The sequence below is a fragment of the Prosthecodimorpha hirschii genome (genome assembly GCF_001305515.1).
GTDB lineage: Bacteria > Pseudomonadota > Alphaproteobacteria > Rhizobiales > Ancalomicrobiaceae > Prosthecodimorpha > Prosthecodimorpha hirschii.
Genome location: NZ_LJYW01000001.1, coordinates 769,591 through 788,651, shown reverse-complemented (window position 1 = coordinate 788,651; position 19,061 = coordinate 769,591). Strand labels below are relative to the sequence as shown.

Annotated in this window: 18 protein-coding genes; 9 read left to right on the top strand and 9 right to left on the bottom strand. The window is 64.8% G+C overall.

What is annotated here, in order from left to right; all coding sequences use genetic code 11:
* Positions 1-6: 6 nt before the first annotated feature.
* From ABB55_RS03350 to ABB55_RS03340, 3 genes are all read right to left on the bottom strand, one after another.
* Positions 7-876 carry a nitrilase family protein gene (locus ABB55_RS03350; RefSeq protein WP_054357545.1) on the bottom strand — a complete coding sequence of 290 codons (870 nt, stop codon included), beginning with the start codon at positions 874-876 and terminating at the stop codon, positions 7-9.
* A gap of 276 nt (positions 877-1,152) precedes the next feature.
* Complete coding sequence (locus tag ABB55_RS03345) at positions 1,153-1,758, bottom strand: ANTAR domain-containing response regulator (RefSeq protein WP_054357544.1); 606 nt, start codon at positions 1,756-1,758, stop codon at positions 1,153-1,155.
* 7 nt (positions 1,759-1,765) lie between these two features.
* Complete coding sequence (locus ABB55_RS03340; protein WP_054357543.1) at positions 1,766-2,923, bottom strand: transporter substrate-binding domain-containing protein; 1,158 nt, start codon at positions 2,921-2,923, stop codon at positions 1,766-1,768.
* Positions 2,924-3,182: 259 nt separating this feature from the next.
* On the opposite strand from ABB55_RS03340, the gene ABB55_RS28670 reads away from it, so the two are divergent.
* Positions 3,183-3,770, top strand: a complete 588-nt coding sequence (locus tag ABB55_RS28670) for a BLUF domain-containing protein (RefSeq protein WP_083463313.1) — start codon at positions 3,183-3,185, stop codon at positions 3,768-3,770.
* Between the two features lie 158 nt (positions 3,771-3,928).
* Here the strand turns inward: ABB55_RS28670 and ABB55_RS03335 are convergent, their stop codons facing one another.
* The gene (locus tag ABB55_RS03335) at positions 3,929-6,481 is read right to left on the bottom strand and encodes an HWE histidine kinase domain-containing protein (protein WP_054357542.1); all 2,553 of its coding nucleotides are present in this window, start codon (positions 6,479-6,481) and stop codon (positions 3,929-3,931) included.
* Positions 6,471-6,920: a biliverdin-producing heme oxygenase gene (locus tag ABB55_RS03330; protein ID WP_152981908.1), complete on the bottom strand. Its 450-nt coding sequence runs from the start codon at positions 6,918-6,920 to the stop codon at positions 6,471-6,473. Before ABB55_RS03330 ends, ABB55_RS03335 begins: the two co-directional genes overlap by 11 nt.
* A gap of 227 nt (positions 6,921-7,147) precedes the next feature.
* Here ABB55_RS03330 and ABB55_RS03325 point away from each other — a divergent pair, with 227 nt between their 5' ends.
* The 8 genes from ABB55_RS03325 to ABB55_RS03290 all read left to right on the top strand — a co-directional run bounded on the left by ABB55_RS03325 (position 7,148) and on the right by ABB55_RS03290 (position 14,549).
* The gene (locus ABB55_RS03325) at positions 7,148-7,879 is read left to right on the top strand and encodes a Crp/Fnr family transcriptional regulator (protein ID WP_054357540.1); all 732 of its coding nucleotides are present in this window, start codon (positions 7,148-7,150) and stop codon (positions 7,877-7,879) included.
* A gap of 238 nt (positions 7,880-8,117) precedes the next feature.
* Entirely contained in the window at positions 8,118-9,452 is a 1,335-nt protein-coding gene (locus ABB55_RS03320) for a tyrosine-type recombinase/integrase (protein WP_054357539.1), read from the top strand.
* Positions 9,453-9,518: 66 nt separating this feature from the next.
* Positions 9,519-9,743: a hypothetical protein gene (locus ABB55_RS03315; protein WP_054357538.1), complete on the top strand. Its 225-nt coding sequence runs from the start codon at positions 9,519-9,521 to the stop codon at positions 9,741-9,743.
* Positions 9,740-10,135 carry a hypothetical protein gene (locus ABB55_RS03310; protein ID WP_054357537.1) on the top strand — a complete coding sequence of 132 codons (396 nt, stop codon included), beginning with the start codon at positions 9,740-9,742 and terminating at the stop codon, positions 10,133-10,135. Before ABB55_RS03315 ends, ABB55_RS03310 begins: the two co-directional genes overlap by 4 nt.
* 336 nt (positions 10,136-10,471) lie before the next feature.
* Positions 10,472-10,783, top strand: a complete 312-nt coding sequence (locus tag ABB55_RS03305) for a hypothetical protein (RefSeq protein WP_054357536.1) — start codon at positions 10,472-10,474, stop codon at positions 10,781-10,783.
* A 12-nt stretch (positions 10,784-10,795) separates the two neighbouring features.
* A complete protein-coding gene (locus tag ABB55_RS03300; protein WP_054357535.1) occupies positions 10,796-11,026 on the top strand; it encodes a hypothetical protein in 231 nt (76 codons plus the stop codon).
* Position 11,027: 1 nt separating this feature from the next.
* Entirely contained in the window at positions 11,028-11,645 is a 618-nt protein-coding gene (locus ABB55_RS03295) for a hypothetical protein (RefSeq protein WP_054357534.1), read from the top strand.
* A 15-nt stretch (positions 11,646-11,660) separates the two neighbouring features.
* On the top strand, positions 11,661-14,549 hold the full coding sequence (locus ABB55_RS03290; protein ID WP_054357533.1) for a hypothetical protein: 2,889 nt from the start codon (positions 11,661-11,663) through the stop codon (positions 14,547-14,549).
* 551 nt (positions 14,550-15,100) lie between these two features.
* On the opposite strand, the gene ABB55_RS03285 is transcribed toward ABB55_RS03290, so the two are convergent.
* The 4 genes from ABB55_RS03285 to ABB55_RS28665 form a co-directional block, all read right to left on the bottom strand.
* Positions 15,101-15,430, bottom strand: a complete 330-nt coding sequence (locus ABB55_RS03285; protein ID WP_054357532.1) for a hypothetical protein — start codon at positions 15,428-15,430, stop codon at positions 15,101-15,103.
* A complete protein-coding gene (locus ABB55_RS03280; RefSeq protein WP_152981907.1) occupies positions 15,430-16,005 on the bottom strand; it encodes a hypothetical protein in 576 nt (191 codons plus the stop codon). Before ABB55_RS03280 ends, ABB55_RS03285 begins: the two co-directional genes overlap by 1 nt.
* A 666-nt stretch (positions 16,006-16,671) precedes the next feature.
* Positions 16,672-17,121 (bottom strand): hypothetical protein, encoded by a 450-nt coding sequence (locus ABB55_RS03275; RefSeq protein WP_054357530.1) that lies wholly within the window; start codon positions 17,119-17,121, stop codon positions 16,672-16,674.
* Complete coding sequence (locus ABB55_RS28665) at positions 17,118-18,860, bottom strand: caspase family protein (protein WP_152981906.1); 1,743 nt, start codon at positions 18,858-18,860, stop codon at positions 17,118-17,120. The genes ABB55_RS03275 and ABB55_RS28665 overlap by 4 nt, the downstream gene beginning before the upstream one ends.
* Positions 18,861-19,061: the final 201 nt, after the last annotated feature.

Genomic DNA, 19,061 nt, shown 5'->3' with positions numbered 1-19,061 from the left:
GGGGGGTCAGTACCAGCCGCGCGGAACCGTCGAGCCGAGCATCTCGGCATAGACGTCCGTGCGGCGATCTCGCAGGATCTGGTTGAAATCGTTCCAGTTCCGCTTGCGTCGCGCCTCGCCGAGATCGACCTCGGCATAGATGATCTCCTCGCGGTCGCGGCTCGCCGGGCCGGCCGCCGGCCAGCCGGTGTAGCTCGCGATCAGGCTCTGCCCGACGAAGGGCTGGCCGCGTTCGGTGCCGACCCGGTCGGCGGCGGCGATGAAGATCGAGTTGGAATGGGCGGCCGCCATGACCAGGATATTGGCCATCGCCTCCCGGTCCGGCGCCTGGCCGGGGATCGGCACCCAGTTGGTCGGCACGCAGACGATGTCGGCGCCCTGCAGCGCCTGGAGGCGGAAGGTTTCCGGGAACCAGCCGTCATAGCAGATGGCGACGCCGATCCGGCCGATCGGCGTGGCGAAGACCGGGAAGCCGCGGTCGCCGGGCTCGAAGAACAGGTTCTCCTGGCCCCAGAGATGCATCTTGCGGTAGGTGCCGATATGGCCGGAAGGGCCGATCACCACCGCGGAATTGTAGAGCGACTGGCCGTCGCGCTCGGTGATGCCGGCGACGATGTAGAGGTTGCGCGCGGCGGCCACCTCCATCCAGCGCCGGCTGCTCGGCCCGTCCGGCACCGCCTCGGCCAGCGCGAAGGCTTCCTCGCGGGTGGCGAAGACATAGCCGGTATTGGCGAGTTCCGGCAGCACGATCAGCCGCGCGCCGTTGTCGGCCGCCTCGCCGATGCGCCGGACCGAGGCCTCGACATTGGCCGCGGTGTCGCCGAAGGACGGTTCCATCTGAATACAGGCGATCGTAATCGCGCTGCTCTTGTCCATGAGACAAGCCTTCTCCTTGGCCCGTCGTCGCAAGGACGCGGAACCGGAAAACAAAAAAGCTCCCGCCGGCACCGTCAGGTGCGCTGCGAGAGCTGCATAGCTTTTATATGGAGCGGCAACGCTGCCGCGTGGCCCGACTGAGCGGGTCGGCAACGATGGAACAACAGGATGCCGTCGCTGTCAATACGGACGTGGACGGAAAATAATCTGCCGTAATCTTCGGCAGCAACTGCCCATCTGGTCGGCAGATCGAGCCGTCGGGGACGGCCGCTCCGGTCAGCCGTCGCCGTCGAGCCGCAGGCCGTCGAGCATCTCGGTGGCGCGGATGATCGAGGAGGCGATCACGCTGATCGAGACGCGCTTGGCGGTCGCCTGGCGGCGGATCAGCTGGTAGGCGTCGTTCTCGGAGATGTTCTTCAGGCCCATCAGGATGCGGGTCGCCTTCTCGATCTCGCGCCGGGTCTTCAGCGTCTCCTCAAGCTTGGCGACCTTGGCATTGAGGCGGGTCTCGTAGCCCTTCTGCGACAGCGCCAAGAGGAGCGTCGACAGCACGCCGGACGGGCGGATCGGCCGGACCAGTACCGCATGGGCGTTGGAATCGATCAGCGCCTTGAGGATGGTCGGGTTTTCGTACTCGACGATGGCGATCGCCGCCGGCTGATCGCCGGTGCGCCAGGGCATGGACTTCTTCAGATCGCCGTCGAGCAGGAAGAAGATCGCGTCGACCGGCCCCGGCAGCTGCGCGGCCGGCGGCCATTGCGTGCTCGTCTGCACGCCGATGCGGCGCAGTTGGCGGACGAGATCCTCGCCGTCGCGGTCGGGCGGGTGGATCACGACGACGCGCGTGTTGCGCAGGTTCTGGATGAGGGCGTTGGTGCTCATGACCCGCTCACTCCGTCCAGGCGTCGTCATAGGCGTGGTTGACGAGGTAGGGGTCCGGCTTGATCGGCTGGCGCGCCTCCCAGACGACGGCGAATTCGCCCTCGGCCGTGGCCTTGCCGATGCGCGGGCGGACCCAGGCATGCTGGTTGTCGGCGTCGATCATCACGGCGCCCTGCGGCGCCTCGATCTCCAGCCCGAGCGCGGCATCGACCAGGCGCTGGGTGTCGAGCGAGCCGGCCCGGGCGAGGGAGCGGGCGAACAGGTGGATCTGGAAATAGGCCGCCTCGGCATACATGGTCACGGCCGACCCGGCGCCGAAGCGGCTGCGATAGGCGGCGACGAAGCGCCGGCTCGCGGGCGTGTCGAGGCTGGAGAAATAGGGCGCCGAGGTCAGGTGGCCGACGCAGAGCTCCGGCCCGATCGCCTGGATCTCGCCCTCCGCCATGGTCAGGCTGGCGATCGGCATGGTCGCCGGATCGAGCCCGGCGGCGTGGAACAGGCGGTAGAACTCGCGGCTGCCGCGGCCGACCACGGTCGAGAAGACCGCCGCCGGCCGGGTCCGGCGGATGTCGTCGACGACCCGGCGCAGCTGCTCCTCGCCCGGCTCCATCGGCAGGTAGCGCTCGGCCGCGATGGTGCCGCCCTCGCGCTCGACGAATTCGCGCATGACCCGGTTCGATTCGCGCGGGTAGATGTAGTCCGAGCCGACCAGATAGAGGCTCTTGCCATAATGGGCGAAGAGATACTGGGCCAGCTGGATCGAATTCTGGTTCGGCGTCGCTCCTGTATAGATCACGTTGGGCGAGTATTCGAAGCCCTCGTAGAGCGACGGATACCAGAGCAACGCGTTGCGCCGCTCGACGATCGGCAGGATGGCCTTGCGCTCGGAGGACAGGCAGCAGCCGAAGATGGTCGAGACGCCGTCCTCGACGATCAGCCGCTCGGCGAAGCGCCGGTAGAGATCGGGGCTGGTCGCCGGATCGTAGCAGACCGGCTCGATGTCGCGCCCGAGCACGCCGCCGGCCAGGTTGATCTCCTCCACCGCCAGCGCGCTGCCGCGGAAATGCTCGGTCTCGACCAGTTCCATGATGCCGGAGCGCGAAAACAGCAACCCGATGCGCCAGGGTTCGTTGTCCGAACGGGATGTGCGTGATTGCCCTGCCATTCCGAATGAACCCGTGCCTCACCTGCAGACCGACATCATTGCCGCCAGAAGCGCAGCTTATAGGCCGTATTCGGCGACCGAAAAAGATATCCACAATCGGTCGAACTTCGCGGGCGTTACGTCTTGCGGTCGAGATGGCTAGGATAAAGGTAAATTTTTGTTCAATTTATTTTTATGAAATGCATCCTACGTCGTGGAACCGGCGCGCATGTCGTAGCGTTACGAATGCTGGAGAAAGAATGAGAGACCACCCTATCCTATGAACCTTGCCCGCCTCGTCTTCTACAGCTCAAACGTGACGCAGCCGAGTCAGGTTTCTCAGACCGTTCAAGCGATAGTGCGAGAGTGCAGCGCGCCCGGTCTGACCGGAACCTTGCTTTTCGACGAACGATATTTCCTCTACGCGGTCGAAGGTCCGCGGACCGCTTTGTCGGCCAGGCTCGGGGAAATGTTCATCGACGCAAGGCAACGCGATGTGACGCTGTTATCGCTGACCTATGTCTCTGAGCGACGGTTCCCCAGCTGGCTGCTGGCGTTCGCGGCTCCGACGCCGGAGTTTCAGGAGCTGTTCATCCGTTTCGGGTCGACACCGAGCTTCGATCCGCCGGCGCTTTCACCCGAAAATGCGAACGGGCTGCTGCAAGAATTGTGGCGTTCGGAAAGCCGGTACATTTCTCGTCGTCCGCCATCAGCCGGCCGGGCTGAGGTTTCGGGGCGGGCCGCTCCCGCGGAAGCAAGGCCGGAAGTCGGTCTGGACTCGCCGTCGACCGGGCGCCAGCCCGCCGCGACCCACGGCAACCCGGCGATGCATGGATCACGGCGATCGCCGCGCGTCCGCGGATTCTAGTGCGCCATCCAGGCGCAGATCGGGCATCGTCCACTGTGGCGCATGGCCGCCGGCAATGGCGAACCGCCGGCACCGATCGCCGCAATCGATCCGTATCGGCCGTGCAATGCCGAGCCATGCGGCAAGAATTCAACGCGGCGACCGGCTTCGGAGGAAGGTCAGGGCGCCGGGTCGACGCCGACCCTGGCGTCCGTTCCGACGACGCGTCGCAGCGCCTCTCTCAGGCAGTCTTCCGTATAGGGCTTTCTCAGGATCGGCACGGCACCCATCGCTGCCGGAATCATGGTCGAGTCGCCGTAGCCGGTGGCGAAGATGAACGGCACCTTGAGCCGGATCAGTTCCTCGGCGACAGACAGGGACGTTCCGTGGCCGAGATTCACGTCCAGGATGGCGAAATCGGGCGCCGAATGGGTGATCGCCTTCAGGGCGTCCTGGGCGGTGGCGACGGTCACGGAGGTCTCGACGCCGATCCCCCGAAGCATCTCTTCGACATCCAGGGCGATCACCAGTTGATCCTCGACCAGGAGGGCGCTCGACCTCGGGAAATCGATCGCATCGGCACTCGGCTGTCGCTCGACCGCGCCCGGCTCACGGGCCGGCAGGTGTTCCATCAGAAAGCGGGCCGGAATGTTGATCTTGGCCGACACCCCGCTCTCGCCGTAGACGACCTCGCTCGTGCCGTTGAGATCGAATGGAACACTCCGATCGAGCAGGACGGAGCCGAATCCCTTCCGGGTCGGAGACCGGACCCGGGGGCCGCCGCTCTCGACCCAGCGGATGGTGCAACTGCCATCCTCCTCGGCGGCAAATCCGATTTCGAGCTTTCCGCCGACGACGCTGAGGGCGCCATATTTGGCGGCATTGGTGGCGAGTTCGTGCAGCACCAGCGCCATGACCGAATAGGCCCGCGAATCGAGGCCGACATCGGGGCCATCCAGCACAATCTGGTTGGCATCGTAGGGCGACAGCTCGGCCATGAGAAGCTGACGCAAGCTGCCGCCGCCCTCGGAGCGAACCACCTGATCGTGCGCATTGGACAGGGCAAGAATGCGCCCGCGGAGGCTGCCCATGAACCCTTCAAGCGTCTCGCGGTCGTCCGGCTTCTGGTTGACCAAGGATTTGATCAGCGCGAGGATATTCTTCACGCGGTGATTGAGTTCGTCGTTGAGGATACGTTGGCGCACCTCGGCCCGCTTGCGCTCCGCGGCCAATACTTCGGTATGGCGCAGGATGACCTCCCGCAGCCCGGTCAGCAGAGCCTCGGCGGTGGTGCGGTCGTCTTCCGACCATGGGTCCGACTGACCTTTGACGATCTCCTTCCACACCGCAAAGCTCTTGCGTGGGCTCAGCCGGTCGCCCATCGGGCCGCTCGCATAGGTCTTGTTGGGGTCGCCGCCCCACTCGAGCGTTTGGATCTTTTCCTTGCGGAAGAAGAAAAGATAGTCGCGCGGCAATTGGGACAGCGGGACGACGAGCGCGCCGGCGGCTTCGGCGACGAACGCCATGGCGTTGGGCATGAGGTCGAACAGGGCGTGCGTGGCCATGACCGCGTTTTGGGCGAGCCCGGACATGACCTTCGCAAGCCGCGGCATGACGGCCGCCGGCGGCGTGGACCCGTATGGCGTCCACACGCCGTTCAGCCACAGCCCGACGCCGTCGCACGCCACGAGCGTCGAGATCGTGGGCAGCGATTGCCGAAGAAACTGCTCGACATCGTGTTGGAACGACATCTCCGCGAGCATCTTGTCGAGCAGGACACGGGCTCGAATGCTCGCCTCCGCGCGCCGCCGGTGATGCATCGCCGTCAGGTGCAGGGATAGAAAATCGCCATAGAGCTCGGCCGCCGTCCGCTGCGCCATGGTCAGGACCTTCGGCGCATAGTGATGGCAGGCGAGCAGCCCCCACAGCCGGCCATTGACGATGATCGAGATGGACATCGAGGCTCCGACGCCCATGTTGCGCAGATATTCGAGGTGGATCGGGGAAACGCTGCGCAAGTGCGCATAGGAAAGGTCGAGCGGTTCGCCGGAGGCGTCCCGCTCGGGGCGGATGGCGCTCGACGGGCCGCTGGCGTCGGAAATGACGCGGATCGTGTTCTTGATGTACAAGTCGCGCGCCTGTTTCGGGATGTCCGCGGCAGGGAAATGCTGGCCGAGAAACGATTCCAGGTGCGGCACCTTGGCCTCGCCGATCACCTTTCCCGAGTCGTCGGCGGCGAACTCGTAGAGCATGACACGGTCATAGCCGAGCAACGCCTGCAGCAGGCGCGGCACCGACTGGCTTAAGGTCTTGGGTTCGACGAGGGATTGCGTCCGGGCAATCAGCGCCCTGGCTATTTCGAGCGTGGAGTCGGGTGCGTCGGCGCTTGCCGCCTCGAACTCCACGATGACGGTCCCGGCCTGCGCGTGGACGGCGATGTCCCAGAGGCGCGACCCGAGCGGGATCGACCTCATCAGCGAGGGTCTGCGCGGCGTCGAGGACTTCGCCAGGGCGTTGTTCAGGTCGTGAACCAGGGCCTCGCCGACGAGGTCCGCCAGGCGTTGGCCGATCGGATCGGACGCAAGGCCGAGCGCCTGCTCGGCATTGTCGGAGCAGCGGAGCACCCGCATGTCGCCGCCGCTGCAGGCGATGAGAACGCCATGGGATTGGATGCTGCCTGGAATATGGATCGGCTCTCGATCGCAGGTCGTCAGATCCACGCTACTCGCCATGGCTCTCAGTCCCCGCCGACGAGATCGCCACATCGAACAGGCACACCGCCGCATCGACCGCTTCGTTGAGAGAGAACGGCTCCGAAGCCTCCAAAACGCGCAAGAAGGCAGGCCAGCGCGTCCTGTCGGCGATCTGTCTTGCGAGATGGCGCGCGCCGCGGGTCGCGGTCATGCCGAGCTGCTCGGCCTGCGCCATCAGAACATGCGCACCCAGCGCGGAGCCTTCGAGAACATACATCATGCCGAGCTGTCCGCTGCGAGTCGTTGGGCTGTTCCACGCCATCGCGAATATCTGCGGATCGCTGCCGAGGTCGGCGCAGTCCAGCCGCAGTTCCGAAAGAAGCAGAACAGGCTCAAGTCCCGCATCCAACGGATGCAGGCGTGCAAGGTGAGGGTCGATCGACGCCCTGAAGGCCAGCATCATGCGCAAGTAGCGCATGTATGTGACGGGGTCCGACAACCGTCCCGTCAGCCCGTCAAGCCTCTCGTGGTGACTTCTTGTTGCCTCGCGCAGAGCCTGCCTTCGAAACCCAATCACCGAGCGCCATTTCCGAGAGCTTTCCGATCCCGCCGCTGCGGCGATCCATGGAACCTAAATAGCCCAGGCACGTTACGCCGTCTGTTCACTAGTGCACACAACGTCCGCTATCGGGAGGGAATATCGATATGTCTGCAGGAGTGAGGGAGCGCCCCAACAGCAATCTGCTCTCTGCGCTGAGGGATCCGGATTTTGCGCTGATCGAGCCGTACCTTGTGAAGGAAACACGGATTACGGGCGATCTGCTCTATCGTCCGGGGGACAATATCGCCCAGGTCTACTTCCCACTGGGGCCCAGTCTTGTGTCCTACCTGGTGACCAATTTCGATGGCCGCGATGTCGAAACGGTCATGGTCGGCCGCGAAGGCGCGGTGGGCGGCATCGTCAGTTCCGGCTATCTGCCCGCCTACTGCCGGATTACGGTGAAGTTCGGCGGCCCATTCCTGCGCGCGACGGTCAGTTGCATCCAGGCGGCCAAGGACCAGTCGGCGTCCTTTCGCAGGCTGTTTGCCCGCTATGCCGACTGCCTGATGGCGCAGATGTTCCAGTCCTCCGCCTGCAATGCGATCCACTCCATCGAGCAGAGAACGGCCAAGTGGATCGTGGCGTCCATGGATCGCACGGGCGAAGACGTCGTGCCGCTGACCCATGAGGAACTGGCATCTCTTCTGGGCGTCGGGCGGAGCTATGCGAGCCGCGTCCTTCAGAAATTCAAGGCGGACGGCGTGCTCAACACCTCGCGGGGAGCCCTGATCGTGAAAGACCGGGATGAGCTGGTGGCCCGCGCCTGCCATTGCCATAGCAGCGTTCGCGCCCATTTCGACACCGTGCTGCAGGGCGTCTATCCGGATCGCGAGTGACCGATCGGAGGGTCGCGGAGTTATCGTTGGTGAGCCGGGCGGGGATCGAACCCGCGACCACATGATTAAAAGTCAAAAAAATCGATATGTTCCGGTCTTGTTCTCATGCCTGTCAGTTGTCAAAATAACAGAAAAACCCTTGATTTCTGCTATTTTAGCAGTGTAGAGCATTTGACGGGTTTTTCGCGATCTACTCGTGGAGACCCCAAATTGATGACAGATGATAACAGGATTTCCGATGCCCAAGGCTCTGACCCCCGCTGCCGTCCGCAATGCCAAGTCAGCCGACAAGCGGACCTGGGTCCGTGATGGTGAGACGGCGCTCTACGTTCAGATTGAGCCCTACGGCACGAAGGCTTACGTGGTCCGTTTCCGGCCGGCCCCTGGCGCGGCGCAGATCAGCCGCACGATCGGCAAGGTCGATGACATCGATCTCGATGCCGCACGCCTCCGGGCCGCCGACATCATCAGGGCCGCGAAGGCTGCCCCGGAAGCCCCGGCGGCTCAGCCCAAGCGGATCGGTGGCATCACTTTCGGCGAGTGCCTGGACGCCTACGCGGCCGGCCCCTGCGCTGAGATCAAGTCGGGCGCCTTGCGGATCGCAGCCATGAAGAAGCACTGCGCGGCATGGCTCGCCCTGCCGGTCGCCTCGGTCACGATCGACGACGCAGAGACCCTTGTCGATCGCCTGAAGAAGGAAGGGAAGGGGACCACCGCGAACCGGGTGGTCGCGTACCTGAAGCATTTCGGCTCCTTCATCGCCAAGCGCCCGATGCGCGCGGTTCCGGCGAATCCCTTCTCGGAACTCGATCGCGTCCACAGGGAGGTCGAGCGCGAGGTGACGTTGTCGATACCGCAGCTGGCTTGCGTCTGGCTGGCTTCGGAGCGGCTTGGCCGGCCGTACTCGACACTGTACCGCGCTCTGATCCTGGCCGGCCTTCGGCTTCGCGAAGTCGCCGAGGCGCCGAAAGCAGAGATCGACACGACCGCACGCCTCTGGACTATCCCGGCCGAGCGCATGAAGGCAGGCCGCGCGCATCATGTTCCGCTGTCGAGCGCGCTACAGGCGGTCATCGCCGACGCTCTGCCGGGTGAGTTGCTCTGCCCGTCGCCCAAGACGGGGAGGGCGCTGTCGGGGTGGTCGAAGATCGGCGACTCCATGCACAAGGAAGCGGCGGCCATCGCCGAGGCGGCCGGTGTTGATGCCTTGCCGGAGGGGTGGACGAACCACGACATCCGCCGCAGTGTCGCGACCGCGCTCGGCGAGGCTCCTGTCTATGCCGACCGAGACACCGTCGAGGACGTGCTGGCGCACAGCCGGACCAAGTTGGAGCGGACTTACAACAAATCCCGCGCCCTGGAGAAGCGGTTGGCCGTCCTTGAGGCCTGGGCAGGAGTCATCACCACCGAAGTCGAGCGGCTGCGACATTCCGCCGAGGCATCAGCCAAGCCGAAGCCAGACGTCGCCGCGTTCGCTGCCGATCTATCCCTGAACAACTCCGAAGCCGCTCGGCGGGCCGGAGTAACCGAGGCCGCGATCCGCAAGGCTCGCAAGAGGATCGCCGCCGCCTGATCGCCGTCCCCACCTCTGACAGCTGATGGCCTTCCGCGGGGTTCTGCGGAGGGCCATTTTCGTTTCATGAGCACGAACCTTCTCTCCACCCCCGCCGCTGTCTACGTGGCCGACACGTGCAGAAAGGTCATTCGCCACAACCTCCGGTCGGCTGGGCACGGCAAGTGGCGCCTGCGCGATGTCGCTCGCCTCGCCGGGCTCGCGCCGGCCGAAGCCGAACAGCGCGCCATCGAATTCGAGATCGCCCTGGCCGGCGCTCGCAAGGCCGCGCAGCAGCTGGTGGCCGCATGAGCGAGGACCGCTTCGCCCGCGCCATCCAGGCCGCCGCCCGCGCCCGCGCCGGACAGGCCGCCGAGATCCGTTCCAAGAACCTCCAGCCGGCTCCGAGCATGAAGCCGGCGAGGGAGGAGGCCCCGCAGCCGGTGACCGCGCCGATCAAGAGCACGGCACCGGCTGCACAGGCCACCCAGGCCGCTCCGGTGGCGTCTTCCGCCCGACTGTTCCGCGCCTATCGGAAGCCGGCTGGCGGCTACGAGATCGCGCCCTCGGCGAATGCCAGCCTCCCGGCCGGCGCCAAGCCGATCGAGGATGCCGCCCTCCACGCCCAGCTCGCCGCGGCCGGCTGGGCCGGTGTCGCGCTCTACAGCGGCGGCTACGTCACCGGCACCGCGCCGGCCTCCTGATCCAGTTCGCAGCGCGGGGTTTGTGGGTGATCCCCTGCGCGCGATAGCCGGCCCGGAGGACAATTCTCCCGCCTCCGGGCCGGCACCAACGAATATGCGGCCTAACCGCCGCAAGGGGTCTTCCGAAGGCTTGCCTTCGGAGCCCCGCCGACAGCCGGCCCGACCAAGCTCGAAGCGGTTCGAAATGGTCACGGCTGGCTTGCCATCGGTCTTCGGGCCGGTGGCCCCATTCAGCTCGCGGCCCTGGGAAGCCGCGACGTCCCGTGCCGGCCGGTGGGTTTCCAGCTTGACCACCGAGCCGGCCGGGACACCCTCAACAACCGAAGGACTTCTCCGATGATCCTGCATTCCGGCAAGTATCTGATGCGAGCCGACCTCGCCGCCCAGGCTCTGAACCGAGCCGATGGCATCTATGCCGCCGACAGCCTCGCCATCAACATCGCCGAGTACGAGCGCCACCTGAACAGCGTCCTGACCGCCGCGAGCGAAGTCTACCAGGGGCCGGATGGCCGGCAGTATATCCCCGTCGCCGAGGCGACCGACAGCGTGCCGAGCCCGTCCGGCAAGGCCGCGGCTCAGTCGGCCGTCGAGTCCTTCGCTGGCGTCGTCGAGCCCTACGACGGCTCGGCCCTCGTGCAGATCCGATAAGGAGCAACGAACATGAATATCAACGGAAGCGCGCATTTCCGCTGGGATCGGCTGGCGTCAGCCCTGGCGCTGCCCGAAGCGAGCCGGGCGGGTCTCCTGGCCGAGCTGCAGAAGCGCGGCGCGGTCGCGGAGTATGAGGGGCGGACCTTCGTCGATGCCGAGGCGGTGTTCGGCACGATCTCCGCGACCTATGCGCAGCGCCGGGCGATCCGGGCGGCTTACGACAGCGCTCGGGGTCGGTGAGATGATCTCGCTGCAGGTCGGCCGGCGCGGCAACCTCCTCGGCTTCGTGCAGGAGGCGAACAGCACGGTCGGCAAGAAGGTGGTTCGGATGTCCCTGGTGGGCGCCACCCGCGCCGCGACCGTGGTGGCGAAGCGCGAGCTGAAGGCCGTTGGCGGCTTCTCGACCGCCTCGCTGTCGGCCGGCGTCAAGTCGGTCGTCACAGACCTGAGCGCCAAGATCATCGGTGCCGGCCGCCCCAAGTCGTGGAAGAACTTCGGCCTGGGCATCGGTGGCGGTGGCGGTTCCAAGTTCGGGCCGCTGCGCAAGGACCAGTATGCCGGCGCGAACCGACGCCTGCGCAAGTCCGGTGGTGGCCTGAGTGCCAAGCCCTGGAACATCGCGCGCCACGCGCCCAAGGGCTTCATCCTGAATGTCCAGGGCGGATTGCCGGTCGTCCGTGACGGCAAGGCCCGCAGTGCTCTGAAGGGCCTCTACGGTCCCGGCATCGCCAACGAACTGGCCAAGCCCGAAGTCCACAATCCGACCGTCCGCGCCTTCGAGGAGAAGGGCGCCTCCGAAATACACCGCCTCGTTCGCGTCGAGGTCGGCAAGCTGCGCAACAAGTACAGCGCCAAGTAAGGATCACCCGCCGCCATGGCAAAGACCGTTGAAATCCTCGAACTTGTTGGCAAGGACAGTACGGCCGGAGCGTTCGCCGCGGCACTGCGCTCGCTGAACCAGCTCCAGGCGCAAGTCCAGCGGATGCAGAGCCAGTCGGCCGCGCTTCGCAACGCCTTCGCCGGGTTCGCCTCGCTCAACTTCGCGCAGTCGCTGGTCAGCGGCTTTGATCGCGCCATCGAGCGCGCTCGCAAGCTGCAAGACGAGATGAACAACGTCCGGCGGCTGACCCAGGACAGCCTGCAGGCCAACATCGAGCGCCGCGCGGCCGAGCGGGGGCAGAGCGAACCGAATGGCGTCTCCAAGCTCTTCGGAACCATCGACTACAATCTGGACCTGCAGGCGCTGAACAAGCTCGTTCTGCAGCAGTCGCGCGAGTCCGGCCGGCCCGAAGCGCAGATCATGGGTGCCGCGGGGGCTCTGTTCGCGGCTGGCGCCAATCTCCAGCAGGTCACGCAGATCCTGCCGGCCGCTGTCCAGGCCGCTCTGGTCGAGGGTAGCCAGAACATCGCCGGCATGGGCGCGGACTACATGAACATCCTGCGCGCGCTCGATGCGTCGGGGAACCGCGCCAAGGATCCTGAGAAGCTGAAGGAGGATGTCAACTTCGCGCGGGCCACCGCCGGCTACGTTGCCGACAAGACGCGGCTTTCGCCGTCCGAAGTCCTTCCGGCGATCAAGGAGGCGCTGCCTTACATCCAGCTGCGCGCCAAGCGCGACGCGCCCGTTCTCGGCAAGGATGTCGACACGCTGATCAAGCAGTACATGTCGCAGGCGCTCGGCACCGCCGTGGCGCTCGGCAACCAGTACAAGCCCGGCGAGATCTCGACCTATCAGCGCTCCCTCGAAGCGAAGCTGATGGACCCGACCGACGAAGCCATCAAGGTGGCGCGCGGCGAGAAGGTCAACCCGAACAACTTCTATACCTTCGACAATCGGGATCCCCTGGCCGGTTCCCGCGCCATTGCCGGCCGCCTGGGTGCCGGCGACATCGGCTTCGAGAAGCTCTATAACGGCAACAAGAAGTTCAAGGCCGCGTTCGATAAGGAGTATGCCGACTCGGTCAAGGCTGGAAAGAACGTCTACGAGGTGTCCGACCGTCTGGTGGAGCTTGTCAACAAGTTCGACCCGATGAAGGACAGCGCCAAGTCGGCGATGCGGACCAAGATCGACAAGGCGCAGATCAATTCTGCTGTCTCAGCCAACCCTGATGCCTTCCTGCGCGAGACCGCGCGCATGAATGCGCAGGGCACCATGCAGAACTTCACGGACAGCGAACACGCCGCCAAGGCGTTCGCCGCCCGTGACCAGCTCGGCGAAGACAATGCCGGCAAGGTGTATCGGGCCGGCACCGATCCGGCGCAGCTCGCCAAGCTGAACAAGGACGTCGACCGGGTCGGCACGTCGATGGGCGTCATGCTCGATCGGCTGAAGTCGGGCTTCGAGCGGATCTCCAACCGCTTCATCGAGAACGTTGCGGACGTCGCGCGCACGCCTGACGGCAACCCGATCAAGAACCCGATCAACGTGCAGGACGAGAAGGGCAATACGGTCCTCAGCCATCGCCTGCCGGACAGCGCGCCGCTCGCGACGCTGATGCAGACGGTCACCGCTGCGGCCGAGGCCGTCTCGGACTTCATCGCGCGGTCCCGCGATCTGGTGAACACGATCGTCCGCACGAGCATGGCGGCGACCGGCATGGGCCTCGCGTTCGGCGCAATGAAGCTCGGCATGATCGCCACCACGGCGGCCTCTACGGCGCTCATGGGCGGCCTGACGGGCCTCCTGGGCGTCATGCGGGCGATGTCGCGCCTGACGCTGATCGGTGGGTTCCTGGCGCTGTCCTACGCCATCGGTGAGCTGTCCGCGCGCATGAAGGACTTCTCGATCGCGTCGTTCGTCGATGCGTTCCGGGATCTGGACTTCATCACCCAGGCGGCAGCGGTGTTCGGCTCTGTTGCCGTCGCGATCGGGGTGCTCGGGCCGGTGGTCACCGCCGCGGCAACGGCCCTCACGGGGCTTGCAGCGGCTGCTACGGCGGCCGGCGCTGCCCTGGCGCCCATTGTGGCCATCGTTGCAGCTGTGGCGATCGGAGCCTATGGCATCCGGGCGAGTTGGTCGGCGGCTTCCGAGACCATCGGCCGGGCCGCGGCAGCGTTCGTCGGGGTCTACAATGCGGCGCGCGATCTGCACGCGGGTATCGCGGGGCTCGATATGTCGGCCATCGGCACGGCGCTGGTGAACGGCCTGCAGTCCGGCGTGACGGCGCTCTACGAGTCCGCCAAGGTCGTCGGCCTGGGCATCGTTACCGGTATCGGGGCGATCTTCGGAGCGGATGCGCCGGCCCTCTGGAAGAAGCTCGAGTCCGGGCTCGACGTGTTCGTGTCGAGCGCGGTCGCGAACGTCCAGCGGATCGGCTCGGCCATCGCAGAACTGGCCAGCTCGATCCCGAACCCGTTCGCCAGCTGGGTAGACTCGCTATCCTCGGCCATCGACAAGCTGAAGGCGCTCCTCGGCATGTCGACGGGCGCCAAGCCGGTGGTTCCCGACGTCAGGACGCCGCAGGGCCTGTTCACGGCGCCGCAGCTCCAGCCGGGGGACCGGTCGGTCATCAACCCGGACGGGACCGAAGACTACATCCCTGGGCCGGTCGCCCCGAAGCCGCAGACGTTCCAAGAGCAGGGCATCCGCGGCGGCCTCCGGCAGGGTGCCGGCGATGCCCAGCCGGTCAAGCTCGACGGGCCGGTCGAGGTCCAGGGCGAGACGCGGGTCCGGCTCGATGTCCAATACAACGGCCCGATCACGGGCGAGAAGCAGAAGGACTCGGTCGTCAAGTTGGACACCGGCCGCAGCTCGGTCGGCTGATCGGCCTGGAGCGGCGGGAAGGGTTGAGGGCGGGGCCGGAGACGGTCTCGCCCTTTCGTTGCGGGGTGCCAAGTTGGCAGTGGTGTGGATGACCAGCGGCGCCATTCGCAAGCGGCGACAGAAGGGAGCATTCCCGGAATTCGCCGCACCTGCGGTGAAATCCGGGAATACCAACAAGCCTGCCGGCCGTCCCAAGGGTGTGGTTGCTGAGATCTGCGTCGGGCGACTCGCTCGTCGGAATTCGCCGCACCTGCGGTGAAATCCGACGCCGCCCCGTCCGCGCCGGAGGATGCCGAAGGCGAGAGGTTAGGGCTGGAGCGGCGCCGAGGCGGGTGGCGGTGTCCAGCGCCATCGGGTCGGGCGATGGCGGGCAAGCCTCGCAGCACGGCCGGCAAGCTGCGTCAGAAGTTAGAGACAATTTCGGCGCATGAGCCGAAATTGTCTCTGGGTGGCCGACCACCCCGAAGCAGATCAAGAGGGCTTCTACAGTTTCGGGACATGACCCGAAACTGTAGAACAAGGGTGGCCGCCGCAGCGTCGCGCCGGCGGCCTCAGAACGTCGCGCCCTCCTTGGTATCCTCGATCGACGCCGCCACGATGCCGTCCAGCGCGAGGCTGAGGTCCGCCAGGATCAAGGCGACCTGTTCGCGCACCAGGGCCACCCGATCGGCGCCATCGCCTACGGCCTCCAGCAGGCGCGCCTGCAAGGCGTCCAGTTCCTCGGCCGCAATGGCCCGGATGGCCGCGAGCGTCTCCTCGACCTCGCCGACCGGGATCAAGCCATCTTCGATGTCGTCGGCCTTTGACTGCACGAGCGCGGCGCGGGCGCTGCGCTCGGCCTGCCGGGCCTGCCGAATGATCTCTTCGCTCGAAAGTTGCATCACTGGAACCTTGCCTGCAGGCGGTGAAGGGCATCGTGAAGGATGGCACGCAGGTCGGCACTGGTGACGCTCGACATCAGCGCCGGGGTCAGGGTCGGTTCCAGCTGCAGAATGCGCTGCTTTGCGCTTGTGACGGCGGCCGATAGGCGGCTCTGGACGGCCATGACGTCCAAGAGATCGCCGCGGGCGACGTCGAGCTTCAGCTTCGCGATGCGGGCCCTGCCGACCGCGAGGGCGGCCATTGCCTTGGCCGCGTCGCCGGTCTGCGGCATGGGTGCGGACTTCTTCTGCCGGGTCTCGATGCCGCGGCGGCTGTTGACCTTCTGGCGGGCACTCCATTCGGGATCGGTGGTCGCGCCGTAGGCGGCTCGGCAAGCGGCAATGTCGAAGCCGGCCGTGCCGGCGGGCGGCAGGCGGCCTTCCTTGATGAGCTGGCCGGTACGAGTCTTGCCGATGCCGAGATGGGTGGCGAGGTCGCGGATTGTGCGGGCGTAGGTGGGCGTTGTCATGCCTCGAATATGGGGTCGGAGGCCGTCCAGATGGGGCGGCGCGGTCGGCGATTTGGGGTCGTCCACATGAGGCTGCGGGTTTGTGAGCGATGTTCACTATGGGGTTGATCGAGCTGACAATGTGGCTGCAGCCGGTGGGCGGATTCCTGGGTGGTCCAGATGGTTTTTGCACCCGGCCTGCGGACATTTCGCGAGGCCGCGACCCCGCGTTACTTGGAGACGACTGGGAGGACCCAAATGAATATTGACCGTGGCATTTTTATCACGCTTTCGGCACTTACTGGCGTTTCCGAAACGGTTTCGGATGGCCATGCCGCACGTCATCGCGTTCTCTGTCTACTGAATTGCATGGGACAACCGTGGTAATATGCGCAAAATGCATGCACTGATGTGGTCTTTTGATACCGCTCATGTTCTCGATGCACCCCTTGGGTAGGTGCTGAGGAGCGATGTACCACGCCCGCGGCCATGTATTCATTAGGCCTCGGTTGCAGGTTTCTCTTGACTGCGTCGCTTCTGACCTTGCAGCCCCGCTGCGAGCACTGTGAGGTGCCGAATGGATACTGATTTTGCGGGCATGGCATACCGCATGATCCAAAAAATAAGCACGCCTCGCTGCGGGTTACGCAATCGAAGCGTGCTGACTTGGTATATGTAGAATTGGGCAAGTTATATGAGTTAAGAGGTCATGCCTCCGAGTCTTCTAAGTCGCTGATTTGTCAGAAGTAGAGGCTAACAACCCCTCATCTTGATGCGCGCCTTATGCCACCAACCCGATGGCGCCAGGATGATGATGTTGACATCAACGAAGCCCGTCTCACCGAGCCAGATCGAATACAGCCGCGCCGCGAACGGAACGCCCGCATCGGTCAAGTCGGCATGAAGCTCGGCAGCGAGGCCAGCCGGCACGAAGCCCAGGAAATACCGGTCTCGGGCGGGGCCGCGCAAGAAGCGAGACCGCATTGCCCAACCATAGACACGGATTGCGAAGGGGTCGACCGGGTTCGTCGGCTCGGGCTCCAGGTCGACACCATAGGCCATCGCGTTCGCCTCGGCCCGTTGGACCGCAGCCACGAAGCTCTCGAAGGCCTCTTGGTGGTGTCTCAGGCCGGCGACCTTGACGACTGCCGTAGTCGTGACCCATTCGCCCGGCGGATCAGTGCTGTTCGTGCCGATCGTCATTGCGCGCCTTGGGTCCAGGCCGTCAGGGCATCGGCCACGACCCGGCCTCCGTCGCCGTTCTTCTCCAACGTCAGGATGCCGCGCCTGCCGTTGTCGAACAGGATCGGAATGTCGATCCAACCGCGCTCCCTGAGCAGGCCTAGATTGCGCTGCTTCTCCACCTCCGGCTTCGACAGGGCGACCCAGAAGAAGCCGGCCGATATGCGAGACGCCGCGCCGACCAGGGGATCGCCGCGCGAATGTTCGGTCTGCTTCAGGATCAGACCCGGGACGTTGGAGACGCCCTTGTTGTCGAAATCCGCCGGCACCTCGAACTTAAGCTCGATCAGATGGCTGGCCGGGAAGGAATTGTCAGAATTCGGCTGGATCGACAGGTTGAGCACCAGCCCGCGGTCCGGCACATCCACCCGCGCCTTGATCATGGTGACGACCGGCCTCCCGACGCCGGGGCTCTCGCGCACCATCTGCCAGACGACGCGGCCAGAACTGATCTGGCCCTGGGGTGAGCTGCCGCGACCCTCCTCCAGCAATTGCGCCTTTTGGGCCAGGGGCGGAACTGCATACTCACCAGAAGCGGCCGTGTTTGATCGGAACAAATCAAAAGGAACTACATCATAATTCCTTGTCTCCTGGCCCCTTAAAAAATTTTCGTCGCTCCCGCGAAATACTGTAATTATGTGCAATTCACCATCATAAATGGATAAATTTGCAATTTTTATTTCCGATTTTTTATCATCGAAACTCAATCCTAATTTGATTTTAGTAGTTTTACTAAGATTTTTGAGTGGGTATGATTGAGTTACTGCAGATACGATACGCGTGATATCAACCTCATCTGCGCCGTTTTTCTTTAATATATCTACAAAATATTTCTCGTCGGGCACATCGAATCGCCTATCTGGTATACGGGGTCCGGCGGCAAACGTAAGGGGCTGGGTCCGCACATTGCTGATCACAGGCTGAGTCAGGGCCTTGTTAGGTGTATCCTGCAGCATTGCTGACTTCTGAAGTGCGACCACATCGCCGCCGAGCGAGCCGACCTGATAAGGCCGCTGCCGCCCCTCTGTCGCCTTGGACACGGCATCGCGAACCCGCCCGAGCGCTATCCGAACATCGAGGTCGGGCGCGAACAGGTGCTCGGCAAGCGCAGCAGCGAACGGACTCATCTTGCCGTCGCCATCGGTTGCAGTTGCACCGGCCGCGGTGGCGTAGGCGACCAAAGTGTCGGCCTGGCTGGCCTCGACGCGCGCCAGGCCTTTGCCGGACGCTCCTCGGGTCTGCGCCACGAACGGGTTATCCCGGCAGGCATCGAGAAGGATCAGCCGCAGCCGCGTGGCGCCGTGTGATGCCTGAACCAGATCGTCGAGCGGGATGGCTTCGAACTTCACCTCGCGAGCGCTGGCCACCTTGGCGTCGACCGGCAGCAGATAGTTCGTGCCGTTGATCTCCAGGCCGTGGCCAGAAAAGTAGATCACCGAGACGTCCGCGCCATCGGAGGCGGCTTCGAAGGCGTCGAGCGCGCGGGACATGCCTTCGCGAGTGAGGTTCTTGTGGACCTGGACGGCATCAAAGCCAGCGGCCCGGAAGGCCTTCGCCATGGCGTCAACATCGCGCTCTGGGTTCGCCAGTGGGCCGGCGCGATAGGTCGCATTGCCGATCACCAGCGCGACGCGCTTGCCGGCCATCGCCGGGGAGGCGAAAGCCACAGCGGACAGCGCGATGATTAGAAGTCGTTTCATGACCCACCCCAATGTAGTGAAACTACGGCATAAGGAGGGACGTCACAATTGGGGCGGGTGGCAATGTGATTGGTGGGCCGGTTCCAACGCGTTCACGCGTCGGATTGATTTGCCAGCCGCCTTGCGACCCATTGTCGTGGTTACGGCGACCCTTGGCTGAACCTGAAATCCGCCGTTCGTTCAAGCTTAGGTTGCGCAGAA

Excerpts from the sequence above, each read along its gene's own strand:
- ABB55_RS03350 (WP_054357545.1), bottom strand. The coding sequence starts at position 876 with ATGGACAAGAGCAGCGCGATTACGATCGCCTGTATTCAGATGGAACCG.
- ABB55_RS03345 (WP_054357544.1), bottom strand. The coding sequence starts at position 1,758 with ATGAGCACCAACGCCCTCATCCAGAACCTGCGCAACACGCGCGTCGTC.
- ABB55_RS03340 (WP_054357543.1), bottom strand. The coding sequence starts at position 2,923 with ATGGCAGGGCAATCACGCACATCCCGTTCGGACAACGAACCCTGGCGC.
- ABB55_RS28670 (WP_083463313.1), top strand. The coding sequence starts at position 3,183 with ATGAACCTTGCCCGCCTCGTCTTCTACAGCTCAAACGTGACGCAGCCG.
- ABB55_RS03335 (WP_054357542.1), bottom strand. The coding sequence starts at position 6,481 with ATGGCGAGTAGCGTGGATCTGACGACCTGCGATCGAGAGCCGATCCAT.
- ABB55_RS03330 (WP_152981908.1), bottom strand. The coding sequence starts at position 6,920 with ATGCGCTACTTGCGCATGATGCTGGCCTTCAGGGCGTCGATCGACCCT.
- ABB55_RS03325 (WP_054357540.1), top strand. The coding sequence starts at position 7,148 with ATGTCTGCAGGAGTGAGGGAGCGCCCCAACAGCAATCTGCTCTCTGCG.
- ABB55_RS03320 (WP_054357539.1), top strand. The coding sequence starts at position 8,118 with ATGCCCAAGGCTCTGACCCCCGCTGCCGTCCGCAATGCCAAGTCAGCC.
- ABB55_RS03315 (WP_054357538.1), top strand. The coding sequence starts at position 9,519 with ATGAGCACGAACCTTCTCTCCACCCCCGCCGCTGTCTACGTGGCCGAC.
- ABB55_RS03310 (WP_054357537.1), top strand. The coding sequence starts at position 9,740 with ATGAGCGAGGACCGCTTCGCCCGCGCCATCCAGGCCGCCGCCCGCGCC.
- ABB55_RS03305 (WP_054357536.1), top strand. The coding sequence starts at position 10,472 with ATGATCCTGCATTCCGGCAAGTATCTGATGCGAGCCGACCTCGCCGCC.
- ABB55_RS03300 (WP_054357535.1), top strand. The coding sequence starts at position 10,796 with ATGAATATCAACGGAAGCGCGCATTTCCGCTGGGATCGGCTGGCGTCA.
- ABB55_RS03295 (WP_054357534.1), top strand. The coding sequence starts at position 11,028 with ATGATCTCGCTGCAGGTCGGCCGGCGCGGCAACCTCCTCGGCTTCGTG.
- ABB55_RS03290 (WP_054357533.1), top strand. The coding sequence starts at position 11,661 with ATGGCAAAGACCGTTGAAATCCTCGAACTTGTTGGCAAGGACAGTACG.
- ABB55_RS03285 (WP_054357532.1), bottom strand. The coding sequence starts at position 15,430 with ATGCAACTTTCGAGCGAAGAGATCATTCGGCAGGCCCGGCAGGCCGAG.
- ABB55_RS03275 (WP_054357530.1), bottom strand. The coding sequence starts at position 17,121 with ATGACGATCGGCACGAACAGCACTGATCCGCCGGGCGAATGGGTCACG.
- ABB55_RS28665 (WP_152981906.1), bottom strand. The coding sequence starts at position 18,860 with ATGAAACGACTTCTAATCATCGCGCTGTCCGCTGTGGCTTTCGCCTCC.